Genomic DNA, 24,351 nt, shown 5'->3' on the forward strand with positions numbered 1-24,351 from the left:
GGTGCAGGGGTCAACCGGAGGGCCGATCCGCGCCCCCTGCGCATACTCCGCAAGGTGGAGGCCCCGCTCTCCTGTGCGCCTAGCCTGGGCCTGTGACGCGAGGGACAACAGGGATCAGAGCGGCCTCAGAGGCGCATGAGCGCTGGCGGGGCTGGAGGGAAGCGACGCAGGAGGCCCTCTACGGTCCGGCCGGCTTCTACCGCGTCCGGCCCGAGGGCCCGGCCGGGCACTTCCGCACGTCGGTGCACGCGTCGCCGCTGTTCGCCGGGGCCGTGGCGCGGCTGCTGTGCCGGGTCGACGAGGCGCTCGGGCGGCCCGCGTCGCTGGGCTTCGTGGACCTGGCGGCCGGGCGGGGCGAGCTGGTCACCGGGGTGCTGGCCGCGCTGCCCGGCGACGTGGCCGCCCGCACGCGCGCGTACGCCGTCGAAGTCGCCGGACGCCCTCGGGGACTGGACCACCGGATCGAGTGGCTCGCCGAGCCGCCGGGCGGGGTGACGGGGCTGCTGTTCGCCAACGAGTGGCTGGACAACGTGCCCGTGGACGTGGCCGAGGTGGATTCCGCCGGTGTGGCGCGGCGGGTGCTCGTGCGGGACGACGGCACCGAACGGCTCGGGGAGCCGGTGGGCGGGGCGGAGGCGCGGTGGCTGGCGCGGTGGTGGCCGCTGTCCGGGGCGCAGGGGCTGCGGGCCGAGATCGGCCTGCCCCGGGACACCGCCTGGGCGTCCGCGGTGGCGGCGCTCGACGCAGGGCTCGCGGTGGCCGCCGACTACGCCCACACCACGGCCGCCCGCCCGCCTTGCGGGTCGCTCACCGGTTTCCGGGAAGGCAGGGAGACGGCGCCGGTGCCCGACGGGACGTGCGACATCACCGCGCACGTCGCCCTGGACGCGTGCGCGGCGGCAGGCGGTCCGGCGCGGCACGCCGACGGGTGCGGGACGCGGCCCGCCGACAGGCGCGGGACGCGGCGACCCGGCAGTACCGGGACGCGCCGAGCCGATGACGATGCGGCGCCGCACGCCGAGAGGTGTGTTCCGCAGTGCACGCCCTCCGGTGCGCTCCTGCGCCCGCAGCGCGAGGCCCTGCGCGCCCTCGGCGTCGCGGGCGCACGCCCTCCGCTCGCGCTGGCCTCCACCGACCCGGCGGCGTACGTACGCGCCCTCGCGCGCGCCTCGCAGGCGGCCGAGCTGACCGCGCCGGGCGGGCTGGGCGACTTCATGTGGCTGCTCCAGCCGGTGGGGGCCGTCGACGCGTCCGCGCTACTTGTCGATGTCGCCGACCACGAAGAAGAGTGACCCGAGGATCGCCACCATGTCCGCGACCAGCGTCCCGGGCAGCAGCTCGGCGAGCGCCTGGATGTTGTTGTACGAGGCCGAGCGCAGCTTCAGCCGGTACGGGGTCTTCTCGCCCTTGCTGACCAGGTAGTAGCCGTTGATGCCGAGCGGGTTCTCGGTCCAGGCGTACGTGTGGCCCTCGGGCGCCTTCAGCACCTTGGGGAGCCGTTGGTTGACCGGCCCGGGCGGCAGCTCGGCCAGGCGGTCCAGGCAGGCGTCGGCGAGGTCGAGGGCGTTGTGCGTCTGCTCCAGGAGGCACTCGAAGCGGGCGAGGCAGTCGCCCTCGGTCCGGGTGACGACCTTCAGGGTGTCCTGGAGTTCGCCGTAGGCGAGGTACGGCTCGTCGCGGCGCAGGTCGAAGTCGACGCCCGAGGCGCGCGCGATCGGCCCGCTGACCCCGTAGGCGTGCACGGCCTCGGGGCTGAGGGCGCCGACCCCTCGGGTGCGGCCCCGGAAGATCTCGTTGCCCAGCACCAGGTCGTCGAAGACGTCCATGCGCGAGCGCACCGCGGCGACGGCACCGCGCGCGCGGCCGGTCCAGCCGGCCGGCAGGTCCTCCTTGAGGCCGCCGACGCGGTTGAACATGTAGTGCATGCGCCCGCCGGAGACCTCCTCCATCACGTTCTGGAGGACCTCCCGTTCCCGGAAGGCGTAGAAGACCGGGGTGATACCGCCCAGTTCCAGCGGGTACGACCCGAGGAACATCAGGTGGTTGAGCACGCGGTTGAGTTCCGCGAGCAGCGTCCGCAGCCACACCGCGCGCGGGGGGACCTCCATGCCGAGCATCCGCTCCACGGCGAGGACCAAGCCCAGCTCGTTGGAGAACGCCGACAGCCAGTCGTGGCGGTTGGCGAGCACGATGATCTGACGGTAGTCCCGGGCCTCGAACAGCTTCTCCGCGCCGCGGTGCATGTAGCCGATCACGGGCTCGGCGCTCGTGATGCGCTCGCCGTCCAGCACCAGCTTGAGTCGCAGCACGCCGTGCGTGGACGGGTGCTGCGGCCCGATGTTGAGCACCATGTCGGTGCTCTCCGCGGCGCCGCCGATACCGACCATGGTCTCCGTCTTGGGAGTCATGCGCCCAGTCTCCCCTACGTACGCTGGCTCCATGGAGACGGGGAGCCCTGACGACACGGGCACGGCGGAAGCGACACGGGCGGCGCCGGACGAGCCGGTGTGGACCGGCCTGCCACCGGGACTGTTGCGCATGCGGCGGCTGTTGCTGGTGGTGTGGCTGGGGTTGCTCGCGCTCGCCGCGGGCCTCCTGCTCGGGCTGTTCCTGGGCCCCGTCTGGGCGACGTCGGCGGTGCTCCCGCTGGCCGTGGCGGCCTGGGGCTGGGTGATGCTGGAGCGCAACTGGCTCTCCTGGCGCTACGCCGAGCGAGCGGACGACCTGCTGATCAGCCGGGGCGTGCTGTGGCGCGAGGAGACCGTCGTCCCGTACGGGCGGATGCAACTGGTCGAGGTCACCTCCGGGCCGGTCGAGCGGTACTTCGGCCTGGCCAGCGTGCAACTGCACACCGCTGCCGCCGCGACCGACGCGACCATCCCCGGCCTCGACCCGGCCGAGGCCGAGCGTCTGCGCGACCGGCTCACCGAGCTGGGCGAAGCACGATCGGCGGGGCTGTGACCACGCACGGGGCGGAGGACGGCCGACCGCGAACGGAAGACCTCGCAGCCGACACCGGGGCCGAGACCGACGCACCCCACAGCGAAGCCGGAACCGGGACCGGCGCGCCCGATGGTGAAGCCGGGACCGGGACCGGCGCGCCCCACAGCGAAGCCGGGACCGGCGTGGCCGCGGGCGGTGTCGTCGAACGGCGGTTGCATCCCGTCACGCCGTTGCGGCGGGCGTGGGCGCCGGTGGCCGTGCTGGTCGGGTGGGCCGTGCACGATCCGGACCAGGCGCAGCGCCAGCTCACCCGGCTGACGACGACACACCTGCTGATCGGCCTCGCCGTCCTCATCCCGGCCGCCGCCCTGTACGGCTTCCTGACCTGGTGGTTCACCCACTTCGCGGTGACCGACACCGAACTGCGCATCCGGACCGGCCTGCTGTTCCGGCGCACCGCCCACATCCGCCTGGAACGTATCCAGGCCGTCGACGTCACCCAGCCGCTGCTCGCCCGCGTCGCCGGGGTCGCGAAACTGAAACTCGACGTCATAGGCACCGGCAAGAAGGACGAGCTGGCCTTCCTGGGCGCCGACGAGGCGAGCGCGCTGCGGGCCGAGCTGCTCGCCCGTGCGGCCGGCCTCGCCCCGGAGACCGCGCACGAGGTCGGCGAGGCGCCTTCCCGGCAGATGCTGCGCGTGCCGCCGCGGGTGCTCGCCGTCTCGCTGCTGCTGACCGGCGCGACCTGGGGCAAGTTGATCGCCGCCGTCCTCGTACCGACGCTCCTGTGGCTGGCCACCCACAACCTGTGGACGGTGCTGGCGACCGCCCTGCCCCTGCTGGGCGCCGCGGGCGCGGGCAGCGTGGGCCGGTTCGTCGGGGAGTACGACTGGACGGTGGCCGAGTCCCCGGACGGCCTGCGCATCGACCGCGGCCTGCTGGACCGCACGCACGAGACCGTGCCGCCCGGCCGGGTGCAGACCGTGCGGATCGTGGAGCCGCTGCTGTGGCGGCGCCGGGGGTGGGTGCGGGTGGAGCTGGACGTGGCCGGGTCGTCGAACTCGGTGCTGCTGCCGGTCGCTCCGCGGGAGATCGCGGAGTCGGTCGTCGCACGGGTGCTGCCCGGGGTGACCGTGCCGGCCTACGGGGAGCTGTCACGGCCGCCGCGCCGCGCCGGGCGATGCCGGCCGTTGTGGTGGCGCGGCTACGGGCTCGTCGTCACGGACGCCGTCTTCGCCGCCCGGTACGGGCTGCTGCGCCGCACCCTGGCACTGGTGCCGCACGCCAAGGTGCAGAGCGTGCGCCGCACCCAGGGGCCCTGGCAGCGGGCGCTGCGGCTGGCCGGCGTACGGGTGGACACGGGAGCCAACAAGACCGTGACCGCGCGGCTGCGGGACGCGGACGAGGCGGCGGAGCTGCTGCGCGCGCAGGCGGAACGCTCCCGGACCGGGCGGCGGGACGCGCTGCCGGACCGGTGGATGGCCTGAGAGCGGCGGACGCCCCGGCCACCCGCCGCGCCGCCCCGCGGACCGGCGTCAGGACACCGCGCTGCGCAGCCCCTGCACGTCGATCTGCTCGGTCTCGTCGTGGGCCGTCAGGTCGATCACCTGGCCCACTCCCCTGGACTCCTCGCCGGCCGGCTTGAAGGCGGCCTCCGCCTCGGCCTTGTGCAGGGCGAGGGCCTCCTGGCCGACCACGTCGGCGAGGTCCTCGTTCTGGACGGCCTCCAGGGTGTCGGACGGAGCCCGCCCGTCCTCGGTGTCCCTGGCGTTCTCGGTGTCTTGGGTGTCTTGGGTGTCTTGGGTGTCTTGGGTGCCGAAGAAGTCGAAACCGCCCTCGACCACGGGTCGGCGCACCGGAGCCGTCGGGACGACGGCCACCGCGGTCGGCACCGTGAAGTGACCGGACGCCTGCCGGGTGGCCTGCCTGGGCTGCGCGGACGGCTCGTCGGGCCGCTCACCGGGCTGCTCGGAACGCTGCTTCCGCTCTTCGGGCCGCTCGGACTGCTCGCCCCGGTCACCGGACTGCTCGGGCCGCTCGTTCCGTTCGGGCCGCTCGTCGGTCTGCTCCTCGGGCCGCTCGGGCTCCTGCGCCTGCTCCGGTCGGCCGGGCCGGGGCGTCGGGGAGGCGGCGGCGGTGCGCTCGTGTCCCCCGGCCGCGGGCTGCCCCGGCGCCTCGTCCGCCGGCGCGGACTCGGCCGCCGCCGCGCGCTCGCCGCCGCCGTTGCCCCCGCCGTCACCGTCGTCGCCGCCACCGTCCTCGGAGTCGCCGTCGCCGTCACGGTCGGCGGCGTCCGGTGCGGTGGGCGCGTCCTCGTCCAACCGGGCCAGGGCGGCGTTCGCGCGCAGGAACAGCCGGGAACCCTCGGGGGAGAAGACTGCCGGGGCCTCCTTGGCCGCCTCTTCGCCCTCTCCGACCGGCGTCCCACCGGCCGGGGCCTCCCCCTCCACCGGTCCCCCACCGGCCGAAGCCTGCGCCCCACCGGCCGTGGCCTGCGCCCCACCGGCCGTGGCCTGCGCCGCACCGGCCGTGGCCTCCTCCGCCGATGCGGTTCGTGCCGCCGGCAGGGCGCGCGCCGGGGGCACCGCCTCTATCTCCAGCAGCCTGCGGCCCTCCAGCGCGCTGGCCCGCTCGGTCTCCGCCGTGGCGTAGCGCCGCAGCAGGGCGGCGTGTTCGTTGCGCAGCCCCGCCAGCTCCGTGCGCTTGGCGCGCAGCCGGTGCTCCAGCTTCACGCGCAGCTCGCGCGACTCCTCCAGGTCGGACTCCAGTTCGGCGACCCGCTCCTCGTACCGCCACTCGTCGCTCGCCCGCGCGCGCGTGAGGTCGGCGACGCGCCTGCCCGCCTGCGCGTCCCAGTGGCGCATGACGACCGCGCCGGCGACGGCGGTCACCGCGGCGGCCGCGGCCAGAGAGCGCAGGATCATCGCTTCGCTGAACACCCAGGGGCCGAGGGCGCAGACGAGGGAGACGCCTGCGATCGCCGACGGAGGAAGCAGCCTGTGCAGGGGCGGGGAATGGCGGTGACGTCCACGTGGCATGGCCAGAAACTTACCGCGCGTAGGCGAATCTTGGCGCCCCGCCCCGTAAAAACACATCACTCTCCGACGTGTTCACAGGACATCGGGAATCCACATGGTCACCGACCACCGAATTGCACAAGATCATTTCTACTGCGCACCTCATCAGTGCCCCTACGACCGCCCGCCGGACCGCACATCCGGCTGCCCGTCCGACCGCCCGTCCGACCGCCCGCCGAGCCGCTCGCCCAGCCACCGCAAGGTCGCCGGAATCTCGCGCCGCCAGGTATTGAAGTTGTGCCCGCCGCTTTCCAGGATGATCGACGAGATCCGCGTGGGACTCTTCTCCTTCACGCGCTCGATGAACTCCAGCGTGTCCTTGTAGTTCGACTCACCGGACCTGCTGCTGGTGACGAGCAGTGAAGTGTCGGGCGCGGGAAGGTGGTCGAGACACCACCACAGGTCGGCCCGATTCCTGCGCCCCTCGTCACCCTGGAAGAGATCGCCGGTGGTGGGGTCGCTGGGCGCGTCGTAGTACGCGGAGAGGCCGGCTCCGGCCGCGTACACGTCGGGGTGGTGCAGGGCGAGCTTCAGGGCGCAGTAGCCGCCGGTCGAGTTGCCGACGACGCCCCACCGTCGCGGCCCCTTGTCGACGCGGTAGTGGGCGCCGACGGCCTCGGGGAGGTCCTTCGCGAAGAACGACTCCGTCTGCGGGCCGCCCGGCACGTCCACGCACTCCGTGTCGCGCGGCGGGGCCACGGTGGGCCTCAGCATCACCAGGATCATCGGCTCCATCCGGCCCGCCGCGGCGAGTTCGGACGCGGTGCGCGGGTAGTGGAGCTTGTCCACCAACGCCTCGGCCGTCCCCGGGTAGCCGGTCAGGACGACGGCCGCGGGGAACGTACGGGTGCGGTGCCGTGCCTGGAAGTACTCCGGCGGCAGATACACGTACGCGGGTGTCGCGATCCGCGTCGTGCGGCCGACGATCCGTATCTCCTGGACGCGCCCGGCGGTGTCCGGCCGCCCGCCGCCCGCCGCCGTGACCCGCCGGTCGCCGACGACCCGGAGGGGACCCCCGGACGCGCCGGCCGAGTGGTCGACGACCACCCCCTGCCCGTCCTCCCGGCCGAACAGGTCCGCCCAACTGGCGTAGAACCCGAAGGCCTGGTTGGCGGCCAGCCCGACCGCCGCGAAGACCGCCACCTGGGTGGCGAGCAGCAGGCCCACCCGCCCGAGGACCGCCCGCGGGCTCCGCCGGGCCAGCCGCGGCCACAGCCACACCGTGCCGCCGAACAGGAGCGCGCCGGACGAAGCCGCCAGCGCGAGCAACGTGTTGCTTGTGAGACCCATGCGTTCCTGACCTGCCCGCGCTTTCCGTGTGTCCGCCGAACGCCGCCCCCCGTGCCGCTGTTCGGGGTGTTCGGACTCTCCGATCATGCGGAGTGAACCTCTCCTCCCGAGACACCGTCCTAGAGGGCGCAATGTCGCCGGATGCCCGGAACGGGCCCGGATCCACGGTCTCTCGCAGAACTACGGGTGCGATGTCTGTCAGGACAGATGAGGAAATGTCGGGTCGGGTTCCGGCGAAACCCGCCAGCGTGCGCCGGGTGCCGCGCGGCCCCCTCCCGGAAAGCGTGCGCCGGGTGGCCCGCGGCCCCCGCCCCGAGAGCGTGCCCCTCCTCGTCGGCCGCGCCTGCGCGCTCGTGGGCCTGCTGGACATCGCCGCCGGCGTCTTCCCGCGCTTCCGGCACAGCCGTGTGCACGCCTTCGCCGAGGTGCTGCCCGGCGCGTTCGGGCCGTTCGCCGCGGCCCTCTCCCTCAGCGCGGGCGTCCTGTTGCTGCTGCTCGCCCACGGCCTCCGACGCCGCAAGCGCCGGGCCTGGCGAGCGGCCGTCGCCCTGCTCCCGCTGGGCGCCGTCGCGCAGTTCACGTACCGGCACTCGCTCCTCGGCACCCTGATCTCGCTGGCCCTGCTCGCCCCGCTGCTGCGCCACCGGGACCAGTTCGCGGCGCTGCCCGACCCCCGCAGCCGCTGGCGGGCGCTGGCCAACTTCGTCCTCATGGGCGCCGGTTCCCTCGCCCTGGGGCTGCTCGTCGTGAGCGCCCACCCGCACCGCATGGTCGGCGACCCGAGCGTGGCCGACCGCCTCACCCACGTCCTCTACGGCCTGTTCGGCGTCGAGGGCCCGGTCGACTACCGGGGCACCACTTCCTGGACGGTGGCCTTCTCGCTCGGCGCCCTCGGCCTGCTCACCGCCCTCACCACGATCTACCTGGCCTTCCGCCCCGAACACCCCGCCGCGCGCCTCACCGAGGACGACGAGGCCCGCCTGCGCGGCCTGCTCGCCCGGCACGGCGACCGGGACTCCCTCGGTCACTTCGCACTGCGCCGCGACAAGGCCGTCGTCTTCTCCCCCAGCGGCAAGGCCGCCGTCACCTACCGCGTCGTCTCCGGCGTGATGCTCGCCAGCGGGGACCCGATCGGTGACGTCGAGGCCTGGCCGGGCGCGATCGAGCGCTTCATGGACGAGGCCAGGGCCCACTCCTGGACGCCCGCCGTCATGGGCTGCTCGGAGACCGGCGGCGAGGTGTGGACCCGCGAGACCGGGCTCGACGCCCTCGAACTGGGCGACGAGGCGGTGGTGGATGTCGCGGATTTCTCCCTCGCCGGCCGCGCGATGCGCAATGTGCGCCAGATGGTCAAGCGCATCGAGCGCGCCGGTTACGAGACCCGGGTACGACGCGTGGCTGACCTCGGCGAGGCGGAACTGCGCCGCGTCCGCCGCGCCGCCGACGACTGGCGCGGCACGGACACCGAGCGCGGCTTCTCCATGGCCCTGGGCCGCATCGGCGACCCCACCGACGGCGACTGCCTGATCGCCACCGCGCACCGACAGGACGCCGAGCACGGCGAGCCCGGCGCGTACGGCGACCTGAAGGCGATCCTGCACTTCGTGCCGTGGGGCGCCGACGGCGTCTCCCTCGACCTGATGCGGCGCGACCGGTCGGCCGACCCCGGCATGAACGAGCTGCTCATCGTCGCCGCCCTCCAGGCCGCCCCGAAGCTGGGCGTCGCGCGGGTCTCGCTGAACTTCGCGATGTTCCGCGCGGCCCTCGCGCGCGGCGAGAAGATCGGCGCGGGGCCGGTGCTGCGGGCCTGGCGGGGCGTGCTGGTGTTCCTCTCCCGCTGGTTCCAGATCGAGTCCCTGTACCGGTTCAACGCGAAGTTCCGTCCCCGCTGGGAGCCGCGCTTCGTCGTCTACCGCGCCTCCGCCGACCTGCCCCGCATCGGCTTCGCCGCGATGCAGGCCGAGGGCTTCCTCACCCTCACCCCGCCCCTCCCCCGCTTCCTGCGCCGCCGCGCGCCCGCCCGCCGCCCCTGCGCCCACGGGGCGCCCGAGCACGAGGCCCGTCCGGCGTGAGCGGCAGGTCGCCGCGCGACCGGGCACGCGGCCCGGACGGCGCGGCCGCCGGATCACCCCACCGAGCCGCGCGGGCAGAGGGCGCCACGGGCGCCCCGACCCGGCCACCGCCGCCGGAACCCCCCACCCACTGGGCCTACGCTGAACACATGAGCAAGCAGACCGGCCGACGCCACCACCTGGCGGGACTGACCGCATGGGACCGCTGCGCGGTCATGGGCGTCGTCAACGTGACGCCCGACTCGTTCTCCGACGGCGGTCGCTTCTTCGACACCACGGCCGCCGTCAAGCACGGCCTCGACCTCGTCTCCGAGGGCGCCGACCTGGTGGACGTGGGCGGCGAGTCGACCCGGCCCGGCGCGACCCGCGTCGACGAGGACGAGGAACTCAGGCGCGTCGTCCCCGTCGTGCGCGGCCTGGCCTCCGAGGGCGTCACGGTCTCCGTCGACACCATGCGCGCCTCCGTGGCGGAGCGGGCGATCGAGGCGGGCGCCGCCCTCGTCAACGACGTCAGCGGCGGACTCGCCGACCCCCGGATGATCCCGGTCGTCGCCGACGCCGGCGCCCCTTTCGTGGTCATGCACTGGCGCGGCCTCCTGGAGGGCGGCAACGTCCGCGGCACCTACACCGACGTGGTCACCGAGGTCGTGGACGAACTCCGCGCGCGCGTGGAGGCCGTCCTGGACGGCGGCGTCGCCCCCGACCGGGTGGTCGTCGACCCCGGCCTCGGCTTCTCCAAGGACGCCGAACACGACCTCGTGCTCCTCGCCCACCTCGACCGCCTCCTCGGCCTCGGCCACCCCCTGCTGGTCGCCGCCTCCCGCAAGCGGTTCCTCGGCCGGGTGCTCGCCGGCCCGGGGGCCGCCCCGCCGCCCGCGCGGGAGCGCGACGCGGCCACCGCCGCCGTCTCCGCCCTCGCCGCGCACGCCGGCGCCTGGGCCGTACGGGTGCACGAGGTACGCGCCACGGCCGACGCCGTACGCGTCGCGCGCGCCGTCGAAGGGGCGCGTGCCGTCGAAGGGGCGCGCGGAGCGGACCAGCGCCCGGAAGGAACCCGGTGAACGCGCCGCACATCGACGTCGAGCAGGTGGAGGCCGCCAACACCGCCTTCTACGAAGCGCTGGAACAGGGCGATTTCGAGACGGTGTCCGGGTTCTGGCTCACCCCGTCCGACCTGGGCATCGACGAGTCGTACCACGACCCCGCCGACGCCGGCGTGGTCTCCTGCGTGCACCCCGGCTGGCCGGTGCTCACCGGCCGCGGGGAGGTGCTGCGCTCCTACGCGCTGATCATGGCGAACACCGACTACATCCAGTTCTTCCTCACCGACGTGCACGTCTCCGTGACCGGTGACACCGCCATGGTGACCTGCACCGAGAACATCCTCAGCGGTGGGCCCGCCCCCGACGGCGGCGATGAGCTCGGCCCGCTCGTGGGCCAGCTCGTGGTCGCCACCAACGCGTTCCGGCGTACGCCCGCCGGCTGGAAACTCTGGTCCCACCACGCCTCCCCCGTGCTGGCCGAGACCGAGGACGAGGAGGGCGAGGACACCCCTCCGTGATCCGGGGGGATGAAGAAGTGGTTGGAATCACGGACCGCCGGGTATGGGCGGCTACCAACCCGTGATCCACCGGGGCCGCCAGGGAAAACGCACGGTGAAACCTCCTGGCTCCCGGCCGGCCCCCCACACCCCGTGGCCCGGCGCTGTCGGTGCTCGCGGGTAGATTCGACTGTGGCCGGCGCACCGCCCGCACGTGGTGCGCACCGGCCGAGACCGACGACTGCAGGAGTGATTCGCGTGGATCGTGTCGCGCTGCGCGGCCTCAAGGCCCGCGGGCACCACGGAGTGTTCCCCAAGGAACGCGAGGACGGCCAGACCTTCCTCGTGGACATCGTCCTGGGCCTGGACACCCGGCCGGCTGCGGCCGACGACGACCTGGCGAAGACCGTGCACTACGGCATCGTGGCCGAGGAGGTCGTGGCCGTCGTCGAGGGCGAGCCCGTCAACCTCGTCGAGACGCTCGCCGAGCGCATCGCCCAGGTCTGTCTGAAGCACGAAGGGGTCGAGGAGGTCGAGGTCTGCGTCCACAAGCCGGACGCACCGATCACCGTGCCCTTCGACGACGTGACCGTCACCATCATCCGGAGCCGTGTATGAGCGCCTCGTTCACCAAGGGTCCCAGCGACCCGACCGTACAGCCGGTGCCCGCCTCCGTCATCGAACAGGTCGACGCCGCCGACACCACGCTGTCCAACCCCAAGCGGGCCGTGATCGCCCTCGGCGCCAACCTCGGCAACCGCCTGGAGACCCTCCAGGGCGCCATCGACGCCCTGGAGGACACCCCGGGTGTGCGCGTCAAGGGCGTCTCGCCGGTGTACGAGACGGAGCCGTGGGGCGTCGACCCCGAGAGCCAGCCCGCGTACTTCAACGCGGTCGTGGTGGTGAAGACCACCCTGCCCCCGTCCTCCCTGCTGGAGCGGGCGCACGCGGTCGAGGAGGCCTTCCACCGGGTCCGCGACGAGCACTGGGGCCCGCGCACCCTCGACGTCGACATCGTTGCCTACGCCGACGTGGTCTCCGACGACCCGCAGCTCACCCTGCCCCACCCGCGCGCCCACGAGCGCGCCTTCGTCCTCGCCCCCTGGCACGACGTGGACCCCCACGCCGACCTGCCGGGACACGGCCCGGTCGCCGACCTGCTGGACGCCGTCACCCGGGAGGGCGTCGCGCCCCGCGCCGACCTGGAACTCCGGCTGCCCGAGTAGTCGTTAAGGTCGACGGGGACGGCACGGCCGCGAGGCCGGCACGGCGAGGACGAGCACGCAGGGCACCGAAGGGACACCGGGACACCGTGAAAGAGCTGCGCATCAGGGTGCTGGCCGGCGTGTTCGTCGTCGCCGCGGTCCTGTCCTGGGCGGGCGCCCGCCTGTGGGACTCCTTCGGGAGCCTGCCGAGCGTCCCCCTGGCCGCCCCGGTCGTCCTCGCCCTGATCGCCGTGATCCTGCTGGCCACGGCGCTCTCCCTGCGGGCCCGTCTGAAGGCCCAGCGGGAGCGGGTCCCGGACGCCAAGGGCGTCGACCCGATGATGGCGGCACGCTCGGTCGTCTTCGGGCAGGCCAGCGCCCTCGTGGCCGCCCTCGTCTCCGGCATGTACTGCGGCACGGGCGTCTTCCTGCTGGAGTACCTCGACGTCCCGGCCCGCCGCGACCAGGCCTTCTACGCCGGCTTCTCGGTCGTGGCGGGGATCGCCGTGATAGCGGCCGCGCTCTTCCTGGAGCGGGTCTGCAAGCTCCCCGAGGACGACGACGAGGACCACCCGGACGCGGCTCCGGCGGCCTGACCGCCTGACCCGTCCGGGGCGGCGTCAGCGCGCCATGATCAGGCTCATCGCCTCGTTGCGGGTGGCGACGTCCCGCAGCTGACCGCGCACCGCCGACGTGAGGGTCTTCGCGCCGGGCTTGCGGATCCCCCGCATGGACATGCACATGTGCTCGCACTCCACGACGACGATCACGCCACGGGGCTCCAGTATCTCCATGAGGGAGTCCGCGACCTGCGTGGTCAGGCGCTCCTGCACCTGCGGGCGGCGCGCGTAGACGTCCACGAGGCGGGCCAGCTTGGACAGGCCCGTGATCTTCCCGCTGGGGGACGGGATGTAGCCGACGTGCGCCACTCCGCGGAACGGGACGAGGTGGTGCTCGCACGTGCTGAACACCTCGATGTCCTTCACCAGCACCATCTCGTCGTGTCCGAGGTCGAACGTCGTCGTCAGCACGTCCTCGGGCTCCTGCCACAGCCCGGCGAATATCTCCCTGTAGGCCCGGGCCACGCGCGCGGGCGTCTCCCGCAGGCCCTCGCGGTCCGGGTCCTCGCCGACCGCGATGAGCAGTTCGCGTACGGCGTTCTCGGCCCGCTTCTCGTCGAACTCGCCGATCTGGCCCTCGCCGTCCAGCGTCACGGGGTCGGTCATCTGGTGCCTCGTTCCTGTCCTGATACTGCTGTCGGCATACGGAAACGCCGCGCCCCCCAAGGCTAGAACCTGGGGGGCACGGCATACATTCCGGGCCTGGTGCGGCCACCGGGAGTGGCTGGATCAGCTCTCCGGGCGGTCCTCCGGGGCTCGCTCCGGTGCCGGGGCCGGCTCCGCCGTGGTGCTCTTGGCGGTGGTGATGGCCGGCGTGGCGCCGTTCGCTCCGTTCGTCAGGGCGAGCTCCTTCGGGGAGAGCACCGGCGGACGGGTCGAGGGCGTACGGCGGGACGATCCGGTCCAGGCGGGCCGGGCCGGGCGCTTGACGATCTGGGCGAAGACCTCGGCGATCTCCTCCTTGCCCAGCGTCTCCTTCTCCAGCAGGGCGAGGACGAGGTTGTCGAGGACGTCGCGGTTCTCGACCAGGATCTCCCAGGCCTCGTTGTGCGCCGTCTCGATCAGCTTCTTGACCTCTTCGTCCACCAGCGCGGCGACCTCTTCCGAGTAGTCGCGCTGGTGAGCCATCTCGCGTCCGAGGAACGGCTCGGTGTTGTCGCCACCGAACTTGATCGCACCGAGACGCTCGGTCATGCCGTACTGCGTCACCATCGCCCGAGCCAGGCCGGTGGCCTTCTCGATGTCGTTGGCGGCACCCGTCGTCGGGTCGTGGAAGACCAGTTCCTCGGCCGCGCGGCCACCCAGCATGTAGGCGAGCTGGTCGAGCATCTCGTTGCGCGTGGTCGAGTACTTGTCCTCGTCCGGGAGCACCATCGTGTAACCGAGGGCCCGGCCTCTCGACAGGATCGTGATCTTGTGGACCGGGTCGGAGTTGGGTGAGGCCGCCGCGACCAGGGCGTGACCGCCCTCGTGGTACGCGGTGATCTTCTTCTCCTTGTCCGACATGATCCGGGTCCGCTTCTGCGGGCCCGCGACCACACGGTCGATCGCCTCGTCCAGCATGTGGTTGTCGATCAGCTTCTGGTCGCTGCGGGCCGTCAGCAGGGCGGCCTCGTTCAGCACGTTGGCCAGATCGGCACCGGTCATGCCGGGCGTACGGCGGGCGACGGCCGACAGGTCGACGTCCTGCGCGACCGGCTTGCCCTTCTGGTGGACCTTGAGGATCTCCAGACGGCCCTGCATGTCGGGGCGGTCGACCGCGATCTGCCGGTCGAAGCGGCCCGGGCGCAGCAGCGCCGGGTCGAGGATGTCCGGCCGGTTCGTCGCGGCGATGAGGATCACGCCGCCCTTGACGTCGAAGCCGTCCATCTCGACGAGCAGCTGGTTCAGGGTCTGCTCACGCTCGTCGTGACCGCCGCCGAGGCCGGCGCCGCGATGGCGGCCGACCGCGTCGATCTCGTCGACGAAGACGATCGCCGGGGCGTTCGCCTTGGCCTGCTCGAACAGGTCGCGCACTCGGGAGGCACCGACACCGACGAACATCTCGACGAAGTCGGAACCGGAGATCGAGTAGAACGGCACGCCCGCCTCGCCGGCGACGGCGCGCGCGAGCAGCGTCTTGCCGGTGCCGGGCGGGCCGTACAGCAGCACGCCCTTGGGAATCTTGGCGCCGACGGCCTGGAACTTGGCCGGCTCCTGCAGGAACTCCTTGATCTCGTGGAGTTCCTCGACGGCCTCGTCCGAACCGGCGACGTCGGAGAACGTCGTCTTGGGGGTGTCCTTGGTGATGAGCTTCGCCTTGGACTTGCCGAAGTTCATGACCCGGCTGCCGCCGCCCTGCATCTGGTTCATCAGGAACAGGAAGATGACCACGATGAGGACGAAGGGAAGCAGAGTGATCAGGAGCCCGACGAACGGGTTCTGCTTCGACGGCGACACGGTGTAGCCGTCGGGGATCTGCTTGTCCTGGTACTTGTTCTGCAGCGTGCTGGCGAGGGTCACGCCCTGGTCGCCGATGTAGCTCGCCTTGATCTTCGAGCTGCCCTCGACCTTCTCGCCGTCCTTGAGGTGGACCTCGATGGTCTGCTCGTCACCGGTGGTGAGCTTGGCCGACTCGACCCTGTTGTCGTTGATCGCCTGGACGACCTGGCCAGTGTCCACCGTCTTGTAGCCGCCGGACGAGCCGACGACCTGCATCAACACGACCACGGCAAGGACGGCCAGCACGATCCACATGACCGGCCCACGGAAGTATCGCTTCACGTCCATCCACACGGAGCGGTGCCGCCCCGTCCCTCCTGCCATAGTGAGTTTGATAAGACAGTTCTTCTGACGGTACCCCAGCCTGGCGGCCCTCAGCCGCACGGGACGGCCGGCGCCCCGTCTGCATGCTCCAACGGCGCGGAGGCCTCCGGGGTTCCCGGTCGGCCCCCCGGAACGCCGTGGAGCCCGCTACGGGGCCGTGTCAGCCGCCGTAGACGTGGGGCGCGAGCGTACCGACGAACGGGAGGTTGCGGTACTTCTCGGCGTAGTCCAGGCCGTAGCCGACGACGAACTCGTTGGGAATGTCGAAGCCGACCCACTCCACGTCGATGGCGACCTTCGCGGCGTCGGGCTTGCGCAGCAGCGTGCACACCTTGAGGGAGGCGGGCTCGCGCGAGCCGAGGTTGGAGATCAGCCAGGACAGGGTCAGGCCGGAGTCGATGATGTCCTCGACGATCAGGACGTGCTTGCCCTTGATGTCGGTGTCGAGGTCCTTGAGGATCCGCACCACGCCGGAGGACTGGGTGCCCGCGCCGTACGAGGACACCGCCATCCAGTCCATGGTGACGGGGGTGGACAGCGTGCGCGCCAGGTCGGCCATGACCATCACGGCGCCCTTGAGGACACCGACGATGAGCAGGTCCTTGCCCGCGTACTCCGCGTCGATCTTCGCGGCCAGCTCGGCCAGCTTCGCGTCGATCTCTTCCTTGGTGATGAGTACCTTCTCGAGGTCGGCACCCATGTCGTTCGCGTCCACCCGCATCACTTTCGGTCGTCCCACCGGCCACTCCGGAGCGCCCCGGCGATCCGTGCGCGGATCGGTGGGAGGGCCCGGATTCAGCCTTGCCGAATCACCAGTCTGCCACCCTGCCGCCGGGCGACGACTTTGCCGGGGAGGTTGATGGCCCCCTGACCGCGCCAGCCGGTGATCAGCCGGTCCACCTCCTCGACGTGCCGGGCGAACAGCGCACCGGCCGGGGCACCGGCCTCGATGGCGGCGCGGCGCAGGATCCGGCGGCGTACGGCGGGCGGGAGGGCGTAGAGCTTGGCGCACTCCAGCACGCCGGTGGCGTCGCGGACGCCGGCCTCGGCCTGGCGGGCCCAGGTGTCGAGGGCGTCGGCGTCGTCCCGGGAGAGTTGGGCCGTACGGGCGAGGGCCTCCACGACGCCCTTGCCGAGGGCCTTCTCCAGGGCGGGCAGGCCCTCGTGGCGCAGCCGGGAGCGGGTGTAGGCCGGGTCGGCGTTGTGCGGGTCGTCCCAGACGGGCAGGGACTGGACCATGCAGGCCTTGCGGGCGGTCTGCCGGTCGACCTGGAGGAAGGGGCGTCGGTAACGGCCGCCGGCCCCCGAGACCGCGGCCATGCCCGACAGCGAGCGGATGCCGGAGCCGCGGGCGAGGCCCAGCAGGACGGTCTCGGCCTGGTCGTCGCGGGTGTGCCCGAGCAGGACGGCGGCGGCGCCGTGCCGGGCGGCGGCGGCGTCCAGGGCGGCGTAGCGTGCGTCGCGGGCGGCGGCTTCGGGGCCTCCGGCGCGGCCCACGGTCACGCTGGTGGCCTCGACCGGGTCCAGGCCCAGCTCGCGCAGGCGCAGGACGACCTCTTCGGCGCGCAGGTCGGAGCCGTTCTGCAGGCCGTGGTCGACGGTGATGCCGCCGGCGCGGACCCCGAGCCGGGGGGCCTCGAAGGCGAGGGCGGAGGCGAGTGCCATGGAGTCGGCGCCGCCGGAGCACGCCACGAGCACGAGCGGCGCGGGCGGGCGCTCGGGCACGCGGTCGGCGGCCGTCGCGGCGGGTACGCCGGCCGTGGTGTTCAGTTCGGTGAGGATGTCGTGGAGGACGCGGCGGACCGCCAGGCGTATCGCCGCGACCGCAGGATGGGGACCCATGTCCGGTGCCCTTCATGAAGTTGTCGGGGGTGAGCCCGAGGTTCGGTCACGCAGAGTGTGTAGATGGTGACAGAAACGGGCCGTTCCCTGAGCATCGCACGCCTGTCGAGGGCCCACGGTCCCTCGGACGGGTGATTGGAGGGGCGTTTACCTGCCGTCGGCCGGTTTCGTTTCGCGCCCGCCCACGGGGCTCACGACTCCGACGAGCGGTGCACCCGCGCGATCCAATCCGCCGGTTTGGCGATCTCCGACTTGGTGGGGAGGGTGTTGGGCGAGGTCCAGACGCGGTTAAACCCGTCCATGCCGCACTCGTCGACGACGGCCCGCACGAAGCGCTCGCCGTCCCGGTACTGGCGGAGCTTGGCGTCCAGGCCGAGCAGCTTGCGCAGGGCCAGGTCGAGGCGGGAGGCGCCCTTGGCGCGCCGCTGCTGGAACTTCTCCCGGATCTCGCCGACGCTCGGCACGACCGACGGGCCGACCCCGTCCATCACGAAGTCGGCGTGCCCCTCCAGGAGGGACATCACGGCGGTGAGCCGGCCGAGGACCTCGCGCTGGGCGGGGGTCTGCACCAGCTCGACCAGGGAGCGGCCGCCGTCGTCCTCCTCGCCCTCCGGGCGGCCCCCCGCGAGCGTCTGGGCGGCCTCGCGGACCCGCTCCAGCACCGTCATGGGGTCGACGTCGGTCTCCGCGAGGAACGACTGGATCTCGCCCTCCAGGTGGTCGCGCAGCCAGGGCACCGCGGTGAACTGGGTGCGGTGCGTCTCCTCGTGCAGGCACACCCACAGGCGGAAGTCGTGCGGGTCCACGTCGAGTTCGCGCTCCACGTGCACGATGTTCGGCGCGACCAGCAGCAGCCGGCCCCCGCCGTTCGCACCGGCGGGCAGCTCTCGGGTGGCCGGGGCGAAGGTCTCGTACTGGCCGAGGACGCGGGAGGACAGGAAGGACAGCAGCATGCCCAGCTCCACGCCGGTGACCTTGCCGCCGACGGCGCCGAGGACCGCGTTGCCGGCGCCGTCGCCACGCCGCTCCTGCATCTTCTCCAGCAGGGGCTTGAGGATCTCCCGGAACCCGGCGACGTTGGCGCGGACCCAGCCGGGCCGGTCGACGACGAGGACGGGGGTGTCGTGGATCTCCTCGGTGGCCATCCGGGTGAAGCCCCGGACGTGCTCCTCCGAGACCTTGGCGTGGCGGCGGAGTTCCGCGACGACGGCCCGGGCCTCGTCGCGGCTCACCTCGGGGCCCGGTCGTACGAGCCGGGTCGCGGTCGCCACCGCGAGATTCCAGTCGACCATGCCGGAAGATGCGCCGAAGCTCGTCATGCGTCAACCGTACGTGAGCACCGCCGCCAGGGGCAGGCCGTGGCGAGCGGTGGGGTGGGGCACCCGCGGGGTGCGGGGGCGTCGGGGGGTCAGGCGCAGCCGCAGGAGGCCAGGGTCGTCGCCGCCCTGTCCAGAGCCGCCTGGGCCGCCCAGGCGTCCGTCGTGCCGGAGCCGAGGAAGGCGAAGGCCAGTACGCGCCCCTGGTCGGTGACCACGGTGCCCGCGAGGGTGTTGACCCCCGTCAGGGTGCCGGTCTTCGCGCGGACGAGGCCGGCCGCGCCGTCCGTGTAGCGGCTGGTCAGCGTGCCGGTGAAGCCGGCGACGGGCAGGCCGGTGAGGACCGGGCGCAGCTCGGGGCGGTCCGGGTCGGCGGCTTCGGCCAACAGGGCGGTGAGCAGCTCGGCGGTGATCCGGTCGGCGCGGTCCAGGCCGCTGCCGTCGTGGAACTCGGCGCCGCGCACGGGCAGACCCAGCTGCTTCAGGCGGGCGGTGACGGCCGCGGAGACGCCCTTGAAGTCGGCGCGCTTGCCGGTCGCCACGGCGGTGTGCCGGGCCAGGGCCTCGGCGAGGTCGTTGTCGCTGTTGGTCAGCATCCGCTCGACCAGGGCCGACAGCGGGGGCGAGGAGACGGTGGCGAGGGTGTCGGCGCGGTTGGTGGCCTTGGACGGACCGGGGGCCGACGCGGTGACGCCGTGCTTCTTCAGCAGACCGGCGAAGGTGCGCGCGGCGTCGGCGGCCGGGTCGGGCACGCGGGGGGCGGGGCCGCTGGTGGAGTCGTCGGTGCGGGCCTCGTCGGCCATCAGCGCGGTGACGCGGGCGAGGTTCTCGTTGACCCCGATCGGGTGCGTTTCCGCACCCGCGTAGAGCGTCGTGTCGTACGACAGCGTCACCTTGCGCACGTCCCGCTTCTTCAGGGCCGCCGCCGTCTGCCCGGCGAGGGTGCGCAGGCTCGCGAGGCCCCGGGCGTCCGCGCGCGCGGTGAGGGTCGGGTCGCCGCCGCCGACCAGGACGAGTTCGCCGGTGTCGGGCTCCAGGGCGGTGCGGGTGGTGAGCCGGTGGTCGGGGCCGAGGGCGGTGAGGGCGGCGACGCCGGTGGCGATCTTGGTGGTGGAGGCGGGGGTGAGGGGCGTGCCGGCGCCGGTGCCGTAGAGGCGCTTGCCGGTGGTGAGGTCGACGACGGTCGCGCCGGGGCGGGTGCCGAGCGCCGGGTCCGCCAGCAGGGGGTCGAGGGCGTCGGCGAGGGCGGTCCCGCCCGGCGCCGCCTTGGCCCCGTCCGGCCGCGAGCCCGCGTCGCCGCCCAGGGAGGCCAGGACGGAGCCGGCGCTGGGCGCGGGGCGGGGCGGGCCGGCCGCCGTACCGGTGTCCCGTGATCCGCGACCGTGATCTGCGCCACCCGTGTGCTCCAGGGCGACGGCCCGGTCCTGCTCGGCCGTACGCTGACCCGTGGAGTCCCAGGGGCCGGCGGCGGTCACCACACCGGCGGCCAGTGCCAGCCCGGCGGTGGCGGCGCCGGCGGTGTACTGCCAGGTCTTCGGCCTGGTGATCCGGGTGAGCTGCGGTGCCGTGGCCCGTGCGAGCCGCGCGACCCGCGGTCCGGCGGACCGTGCGGCGCGTGCGAGACGCGGTCGGACGGCGCCCGCGGCCCGCGCCACATGCGGCCTCGCGGCCCGCCAAGGCCTCAGCTCCGGCACTACCACCAGCCCCTTTCGCGATCACGCACCTGCGTGAGGGACACTTAACCACCAGAACTATGTGCTGATCATGGAGGAGCGTCCGGTGGAGTTCGACGTCACGATCGAGATCCCGAAGGGTTCGCGGAACAAGTACGAGGTGGACCACGAGACCGGTCGTATCCGCCTGGACCGCCGCCTGTTCACCTCGACCGCCTACCCGACCGACTACGGCTTCGTCGAGAACACCCTCGGCGAGGACGGCGACCCGCTGGACGCCCTGGTCATCCTGGACGAGCCGACCTTCCCCGGCTGCCTGATCCGCTGCCGCGCGATCGGCATGTTCCGGATGACGGACGAGGCCGGCGGCGACGACAAGCTGCTGTGCGTGCCGTCGACCGACCCGCGTGTGGAGCACCTGCGTGACATCCACCACGTGTCGGAGTTCGACCGCCTGGAGATCCAGCACTTCTTCGAGGTCTACAAGGACCTGGAGCCCGGCAAGTCCGTCGAGGGCGCCGACTGGGTCGGCCGCACCGACGCCGAGGCCGAGATCGAGCGTTCGTACAAGCGTTTCAAGGACCAGGGCGGCCACTGAGCAGCAGCCCCTCCCGTAGCGGGCCGCACGCGTGAGGCGTGCGGCCCGTTCACGTTTGGCTGCGCATACTGAGGGTTACGAGAGGGATGTTCGTACCAGGGAGCGTTGCGCACGTGACGGAGGCGGAGGACCGCAAGCCGCAGTCGGACGAGGCCCACAGTGCCTTCCGGCCGCCGGGCGGGGTGGTGGCGTCGATCGACGGCGAGTCGTCGACGACGTCCGAGTTCGAGATCCCCGAGGGGCTGGCCGTCGCGCGGCACGCCGGATCGGAGTCCGAGACCACGTCGGAGTTCGCGCTGCCGGACGGGGTGGACGCGCCGCCGGCCGTGCCCGCGGAGGACACCGAGGGCTCGGCGTTCACCACCCCGAGCACGTACAGCGCGTGGTCGGCGCCGAACGCCTTCACGCCCGCGAGCGGCTTCCCGGCGGTCAGTCTGACGGACGTGCCCTGGCAGGACCGGATGCGCGCGATGCTGCGCATGCCGGTGGCCGAGCGGCCCGCGCCCGAGTCCCCCCAGCGGCACGACGACGAGACCGGACCGGCCGTGCCCCGCGTGCTCGACCTGACGCTGCGTATCGGGGAGCTGCTGCTCGCCGGGGGCGAGGGCGCCGAGGACGTGGAGGCGGCGATGTTCGCCGTCTGCCGCTCCTACGGGCTGGACCGCTGCGAGCCGAACGTCACCTTCACCCTGCTGTCCATCTCCCACCAGCCGTCGCTGGTCGAGGACCCGGTGACGGCGTCGCGCACGGTGCGCCGCCGCGGCACCGACTACACCCGGCTCGCGGCCGTCTTCCAGCTGGTGGACGACCTCAGCGACCCGGAGACGCAGATCTCCCTGGAGGAGGCCTACCGGCGCCTCGCGGAGATCCGCCGTAACCGGCACCCGTACCCCACCTGGGTGCTGACCACGGCGAGCGGTCTGCTCGCGGGCGCGGCCTCACTGCTGGTCGGCGGTGACGTGATCGTGTTCTTCGCGGCGCTGTTCGGCGCGATGCTCGGTGACCGGCTGGCGTGGCTGTGCGCCGGCCGCGGGCTGCCGGAGTTCTACCAGTTCGCGGTGGCCGCGATGCCGCCGGCGGCGATCGGCATCGCGCTGACCCTGACGCACGTCGACGTGAAGGCGTCCGCGGTGATCACCGGTGGGCTGTTCGCGCTGCTGCCGGGGCGGGCGCTGGTCGCGGGGGTGCAGGACGGCCTGACCGGCTTCTACATCACCGCCGCCGCGCGGCTGCTGGAGGTCATGTACTTCTTCGTCAGCATCGTCGCCGGGGTGCTGGTGGTGCTGTACTTCGGCGTCCAGCTGGGCGCCAAGCTCAACCCGGACGCCGAGCTGGGCACGGGGGACGATCCGATCGTGCAGATCGTCGCGTCGATGCTGCTGTCGCTGGCCTTCGCGGTCCTGCTCCAGCAGGAACGATCCACCGTGCTGGCGGTGACCCTGAACGGTGGCGTCGCCTGGTGCGTGTACGGCGCCATGCACTACGCGGGCGACATCTCGCCGGTGGCCTCCACGGCGGCCGCGGCGGGGCTGGTGGGCCTGTTCGGACAGCTGATGTCCCGGTACCGGTTCGCGTCGGCGCTGCCGTACACGACCGCGGCGATCGGGCCGCTGCTGCCCGGTTCGGCGACGTACTTCGGACTGCTGGCGATCGCGCAGAGCGAGGTGGACTCGGGGCTGCTGTCACTGTCCAAGGCGGTGGCGCTCGCGATGGCCATCGCCATCGGGGTGAACCTCGGTGGGGAGATCTCGCGGCTGTTCCTGCGGGTGCCGGGCGCCGCGAGCGCCGCCGGCCGCCGGGCGGCGAAGCGGACGCGGGGGTTCTAGACCGCCCCCGCGCCCTCGGGCCGGTTCAGCGCCCCTGGTTGTAGGGGTACTGACCGCTCTGCTGGTCGCCGTAGGGCTGCTGCCCGTAGTTCTGCGGGTACTGCTGGGGGTACGGCTGCTGCGGGGACTGCTGGTACTGCGGGGGCTGCGGCTGGTACTGCTGCGGCTGCTGGTACTGCGGGGGCTGCGGCTGCTGGTACTGCGGCTGCGGCTGCTGATACTGCTGCTCGTACTGGTCGACCCTGCGGAGCTGGGTCGTGGCGTCGTCCATGACCGGGTACGAGGGCTGCGGCTGCTGCTGGGCCGCGGGGGGCGCGGTCGCGGCGGCGCGCTTCTTCTTGCCGCGCTCGCGCAGGTACTCGATGGCGATCGGGACGACCGAGACGACGACGATCAGGACGAGGATGGGCTCGACGTTGGTGCGGATGAACTCGATCTGGCCCAGCCAGTAGCCCGCGAGGGTGACGCCCGAGCCCCAGGCCACGCCGCCGATCACGTTGTACGTGAGGAAGGTGCGGTACTTCATGCGGCCGGCGCCCGCCACGATGGGGGCGAAGGTGCGCACGATCGGGACGAAGCGGGCCAGGACGATCGCCTTGGGGCCGTACTTCTCCATGAACTCGTGCGCCTTGTCCAGGTTCTCCTTCTTGAAGAGCTTGGAGTTCGGCCGGCTGAAGAGCTTGGGACCGAGGAACTTGCCGATCATGTATCCCACTTGGTCGCCGATGACGGCGGCCAGCACGATCAACGTGCACACCAGCCACAGCGGCTGGCTGATGTACTCGCCCTGGGCGACGAAGAGGCCCGCGGTGAACAGCAGCGAGTCGCCGGGCAGGAACGCGAAGAGTCCGGACTCGGCGAAGACGATGAGCAGGATGCCCGGCAGAGCGAAGGTCTCGATCAGGTAGTCCGGGCTGAGCCACTCGGGGCCGAGCGCAAGGGTGGTCACGGGATTGTGGCTCCTGCTGCTGGGGGGAGGCGGGCTGGGACTGGCTGCCCAAACGTATCAACGCAGCCGTCGGGTTCCAGGTTCCACCGGGCATCCCGGTGTGCACGGTGGCCGGAGCCGGGGAAGCCTGAGAACCATGAGCATCGAAGAATACGGCGGCGGACAGGGCCCTCGGCCCGAGGTGCTCGTCGTGACCACGAACGATCTGCCGGGCCACCGCGTGCAGGAGGTGCTCGGGGAGGTCTTCGGACTGACCGTGCGCTCCCGGCACCTGGGGAGCCAGATCGGCGCCGGGCTGAAGTCGATGGTCGGCGGCGAGCTGCGCGGCCTCACCAAGACGCTGGTCGAGACCCGCAACGAGGCGATGGAGCGACTCGTCGAGCAGGCACGCGCGCGAGGGGCCAACGCGGTCCTGGCGTTCCGCTTCGACGTGACGGCGGCCGCGGACGTGGGCACCGAGGTGTGCGCGTACGGGACGGCGGTGGGGGGGGGGGGGGGGGCGGAGCCCCGGCCCCCCCCCCCCCCCCCCGCGGGGGGGGCGCCGGGGGGACCCGCGGACGCCGCCCCCCACTCTGGCGCGCGGCCCGGAGGGGAG

At 72.8% G+C, this 24,351-nt stretch carries 21 protein-coding genes and 1 pseudogene; 12 read left to right on the forward strand and 10 right to left on the reverse strand.

Going from position 1 to position 24,351, the window contains the following annotated elements; translation table 11 throughout:
* Positions 1–92 precede the first annotated feature (92 nt).
* On the forward strand, positions 93–1,292 hold the full coding sequence (locus ACGF5T_RS04170) for an SAM-dependent methyltransferase (protein WP_366766430.1): 1,200 nt from the start codon (positions 93–95) through the stop codon (positions 1,290–1,292).
* On the opposite strand, the gene ACGF5T_RS04175 is transcribed toward ACGF5T_RS04170, so the two are convergent.
* Positions 1,257–2,408: an NADH-quinone oxidoreductase subunit D gene (locus ACGF5T_RS04175; RefSeq protein WP_366766431.1), complete on the reverse strand. Its 1,152-nt coding sequence runs from the start codon at positions 2,406–2,408 to the stop codon at positions 1,257–1,259. The genes ACGF5T_RS04170 and ACGF5T_RS04175 overlap by 36 nt on opposite strands.
* A 31-nt stretch (positions 2,409–2,439) precedes the next feature.
* Between ACGF5T_RS04175 and ACGF5T_RS04180 the strand changes: the two genes are divergently transcribed.
* Entirely contained in the window at positions 2,440–2,961 is a 522-nt protein-coding gene (locus ACGF5T_RS04180; RefSeq protein WP_356602107.1) for a PH domain-containing protein, read from the forward strand.
* 164 nt (positions 2,962–3,125) lie between these two features.
* Entirely contained in the window at positions 3,126–4,430 is a 1,305-nt protein-coding gene (locus tag ACGF5T_RS04185; protein ID WP_366766432.1) for a PH domain-containing protein, read from the forward strand.
* 48 nt (positions 4,431–4,478) lie between these two features.
* Here the strand turns inward: ACGF5T_RS04185 and ACGF5T_RS04190 are convergent, their stop codons facing one another.
* Together ACGF5T_RS04190 and ACGF5T_RS04195 are read right to left on the reverse strand one after the other, a co-directional pair.
* A complete protein-coding gene (locus ACGF5T_RS04190) occupies positions 4,479–5,981 on the reverse strand; it encodes a hypothetical protein (RefSeq protein ID WP_366766433.1) in 1,503 nt (500 codons plus the stop codon).
* A 153-nt stretch (positions 5,982–6,134) separates the two neighbouring features.
* On the reverse strand, positions 6,135–7,310 hold the full coding sequence (locus ACGF5T_RS04195) for an alpha/beta hydrolase-fold protein (protein WP_356602113.1): 1,176 nt from the start codon (positions 7,308–7,310) through the stop codon (positions 6,135–6,137).
* A 215-nt stretch (positions 7,311–7,525) separates the two neighbouring features.
* On the opposite strand from ACGF5T_RS04195, the gene ACGF5T_RS04200 reads away from it, so the two are divergent.
* From ACGF5T_RS04200 to ACGF5T_RS04225, 6 genes are all read left to right on the forward strand, one after another.
* Positions 7,526–9,382, forward strand: a complete 1,857-nt coding sequence (locus ACGF5T_RS04200) for a phosphatidylglycerol lysyltransferase domain-containing protein (protein ID WP_392886819.1) — start codon at positions 7,526–7,528, stop codon at positions 9,380–9,382.
* A 149-nt stretch (positions 9,383–9,531) separates the two neighbouring features.
* The gene (gene folP / locus ACGF5T_RS04205; protein WP_356602117.1) at positions 9,532–10,443 is read left to right on the forward strand and encodes a dihydropteroate synthase; all 912 of its coding nucleotides are present in this window, start codon (positions 9,532–9,534) and stop codon (positions 10,441–10,443) included.
* Entirely contained in the window at positions 10,440–10,943 is a 504-nt protein-coding gene (locus tag ACGF5T_RS04210; RefSeq protein WP_356602119.1) for a nuclear transport factor 2 family protein, read from the forward strand. Before folP ends, ACGF5T_RS04210 begins: the two co-directional genes overlap by 4 nt.
* 237 nt (positions 10,944–11,180) lie before the next feature.
* Entirely contained in the window at positions 11,181–11,540 is a 360-nt protein-coding gene (gene folB, locus ACGF5T_RS04215) for a dihydroneopterin aldolase (protein WP_011028954.1), read from the forward strand.
* A complete protein-coding gene (gene folK, locus ACGF5T_RS04220) occupies positions 11,537–12,148 on the forward strand; it encodes a 2-amino-4-hydroxy-6-hydroxymethyldihydropteridine diphosphokinase (RefSeq protein ID WP_356602121.1) in 612 nt (203 codons plus the stop codon). The genes folB and folK overlap by 4 nt, the downstream gene beginning before the upstream one ends.
* A gap of 86 nt (positions 12,149–12,234) precedes the next feature.
* Positions 12,235–12,723, forward strand: a complete 489-nt coding sequence (locus ACGF5T_RS04225) for a DUF3180 domain-containing protein (protein WP_356602123.1) — start codon at positions 12,235–12,237, stop codon at positions 12,721–12,723.
* A gap of 24 nt (positions 12,724–12,747) precedes the next feature.
* Here the strand turns inward: ACGF5T_RS04225 and folE are convergent, their stop codons facing one another.
* The 6 genes from folE to dacB form a co-directional block, all read right to left on the reverse strand.
* Positions 12,748–13,353 carry a GTP cyclohydrolase I FolE gene (gene folE / locus ACGF5T_RS04230; RefSeq protein ID WP_356602125.1) on the reverse strand — a complete coding sequence of 202 codons (606 nt, stop codon included), beginning with the start codon at positions 13,351–13,353 and terminating at the stop codon, positions 12,748–12,750.
* Between the two features lie 123 nt (positions 13,354–13,476).
* Positions 13,477–15,516, reverse strand: a complete 2,040-nt coding sequence (gene ftsH / locus ACGF5T_RS04235; RefSeq protein ID WP_356602973.1) for an ATP-dependent zinc metalloprotease FtsH — start codon at positions 15,514–15,516, stop codon at positions 13,477–13,479.
* Positions 15,517–15,712: 196 nt separating this feature from the next.
* The gene (gene hpt / locus ACGF5T_RS04240) at positions 15,713–16,273 is read right to left on the reverse strand and encodes a hypoxanthine phosphoribosyltransferase (RefSeq protein ID WP_019329873.1); all 561 of its coding nucleotides are present in this window, start codon (positions 16,271–16,273) and stop codon (positions 15,713–15,715) included.
* A gap of 74 nt (positions 16,274–16,347) precedes the next feature.
* Positions 16,348–17,394, reverse strand: a complete 1,047-nt coding sequence (gene tilS, locus ACGF5T_RS04245; RefSeq protein ID WP_356602127.1) for a tRNA lysidine(34) synthetase TilS — start codon at positions 17,392–17,394, stop codon at positions 16,348–16,350.
* Between the two features lie 191 nt (positions 17,395–17,585).
* The gene (locus ACGF5T_RS04250; protein WP_356602129.1) at positions 17,586–18,713 is read right to left on the reverse strand and encodes a zinc-dependent metalloprotease; all 1,128 of its coding nucleotides are present in this window, start codon (positions 18,711–18,713) and stop codon (positions 17,586–17,588) included.
* Positions 18,714–18,802: 89 nt separating this feature from the next.
* Complete coding sequence (gene dacB / locus ACGF5T_RS04255; RefSeq protein ID WP_356602131.1) at positions 18,803–20,410, reverse strand: D-alanyl-D-alanine carboxypeptidase/D-alanyl-D-alanine-endopeptidase; 1,608 nt, start codon at positions 20,408–20,410, stop codon at positions 18,803–18,805.
* A 79-nt stretch (positions 20,411–20,489) separates the two neighbouring features.
* On the opposite strand from dacB, the gene ACGF5T_RS04260 reads away from it, so the two are divergent.
* Together ACGF5T_RS04260 and ACGF5T_RS04265 are read left to right on the forward strand one after the other, a co-directional pair.
* Positions 20,490–20,981, forward strand: coding sequence for an inorganic diphosphatase (locus ACGF5T_RS04260; protein ID WP_007452023.1), 492 nt, complete (start codon positions 20,490–20,492; stop codon positions 20,979–20,981).
* 113 nt (positions 20,982–21,094) lie between these two features.
* The gene (locus ACGF5T_RS04265; protein ID WP_356602134.1) at positions 21,095–22,807 is read left to right on the forward strand and encodes a threonine/serine exporter family protein; all 1,713 of its coding nucleotides are present in this window, start codon (positions 21,095–21,097) and stop codon (positions 22,805–22,807) included.
* A gap of 25 nt (positions 22,808–22,832) precedes the next feature.
* Here ACGF5T_RS04265 and ACGF5T_RS04270 read toward each other — a convergent pair whose 3' ends face one another.
* The gene (locus ACGF5T_RS04270; RefSeq protein ID WP_366766435.1) at positions 22,833–23,756 is read right to left on the reverse strand and encodes a VTT domain-containing protein; all 924 of its coding nucleotides are present in this window, start codon (positions 23,754–23,756) and stop codon (positions 22,833–22,835) included.
* 136 nt (positions 23,757–23,892) lie between these two features.
* On the opposite strand from ACGF5T_RS04270, the pseudogene ACGF5T_RS04275 reads away from it, so the two are divergent.
* A pseudogene (locus ACGF5T_RS04275) lies at positions 23,893–24,240 on the forward strand (YbjQ family protein); the annotation flags it as partial.
* Positions 24,241–24,351: the final 111 nt, after the last annotated feature.

The sequence above is a fragment of the Streptomyces sp. NPDC047853 genome (assembly GCF_043204535.1).
Taxonomy (GTDB): Bacteria; Actinomycetota; Actinomycetes; order Streptomycetales; family Streptomycetaceae; genus Streptomyces.

What these genes read in the sequence shown, in the direction of transcription:
- ACGF5T_RS04175 (WP_366766431.1), bottom strand. Translation starts at nt 2,408, where the DNA reads ATGACTCCCAAGACGGAGACCATGGTCGGTATCGGCGGCGCCGCGGAG.
- ACGF5T_RS04180 (WP_356602107.1), top strand. Translation starts at nt 2,440, where the DNA reads ATGGAGACGGGGAGCCCTGACGACACGGGCACGGCGGAAGCGACACGG.
- ACGF5T_RS04190 (WP_366766433.1), bottom strand. Translation starts at nt 5,981, where the DNA reads ATGCCACGTGGACGTCACCGCCATTCCCCGCCCCTGCACAGGCTGCTT.
- ACGF5T_RS04195 (WP_356602113.1), bottom strand. Translation starts at nt 7,310, where the DNA reads ATGGGTCTCACAAGCAACACGTTGCTCGCGCTGGCGGCTTCGTCCGGC.
- ACGF5T_RS04200 (WP_392886819.1), top strand. Translation starts at nt 7,526, where the DNA reads ATGTCGGGTCGGGTTCCGGCGAAACCCGCCAGCGTGCGCCGGGTGCCG.
- folP (WP_356602117.1), top strand. Translation starts at nt 9,532, where the DNA reads ATGAGCAAGCAGACCGGCCGACGCCACCACCTGGCGGGACTGACCGCA.
- folK (WP_356602121.1), top strand. Translation starts at nt 11,537, where the DNA reads ATGAGCGCCTCGTTCACCAAGGGTCCCAGCGACCCGACCGTACAGCCG.
- folE (WP_356602125.1), bottom strand. Translation starts at nt 13,353, where the DNA reads ATGACCGACCCCGTGACGCTGGACGGCGAGGGCCAGATCGGCGAGTTC.
- ftsH (WP_356602973.1), bottom strand. Translation starts at nt 15,516, where the DNA reads ATGGACGTGAAGCGATACTTCCGTGGGCCGGTCATGTGGATCGTGCTG.
- hpt (WP_019329873.1), bottom strand. Translation starts at nt 16,273, where the DNA reads ATGCGGGTGGACGCGAACGACATGGGTGCCGACCTCGAGAAGGTACTC.
- tilS (WP_356602127.1), bottom strand. Translation starts at nt 17,394, where the DNA reads ATGGGTCCCCATCCTGCGGTCGCGGCGATACGCCTGGCGGTCCGCCGC.
- ACGF5T_RS04250 (WP_356602129.1), bottom strand. Translation starts at nt 18,713, where the DNA reads ATGACGAGCTTCGGCGCATCTTCCGGCATGGTCGACTGGAATCTCGCG.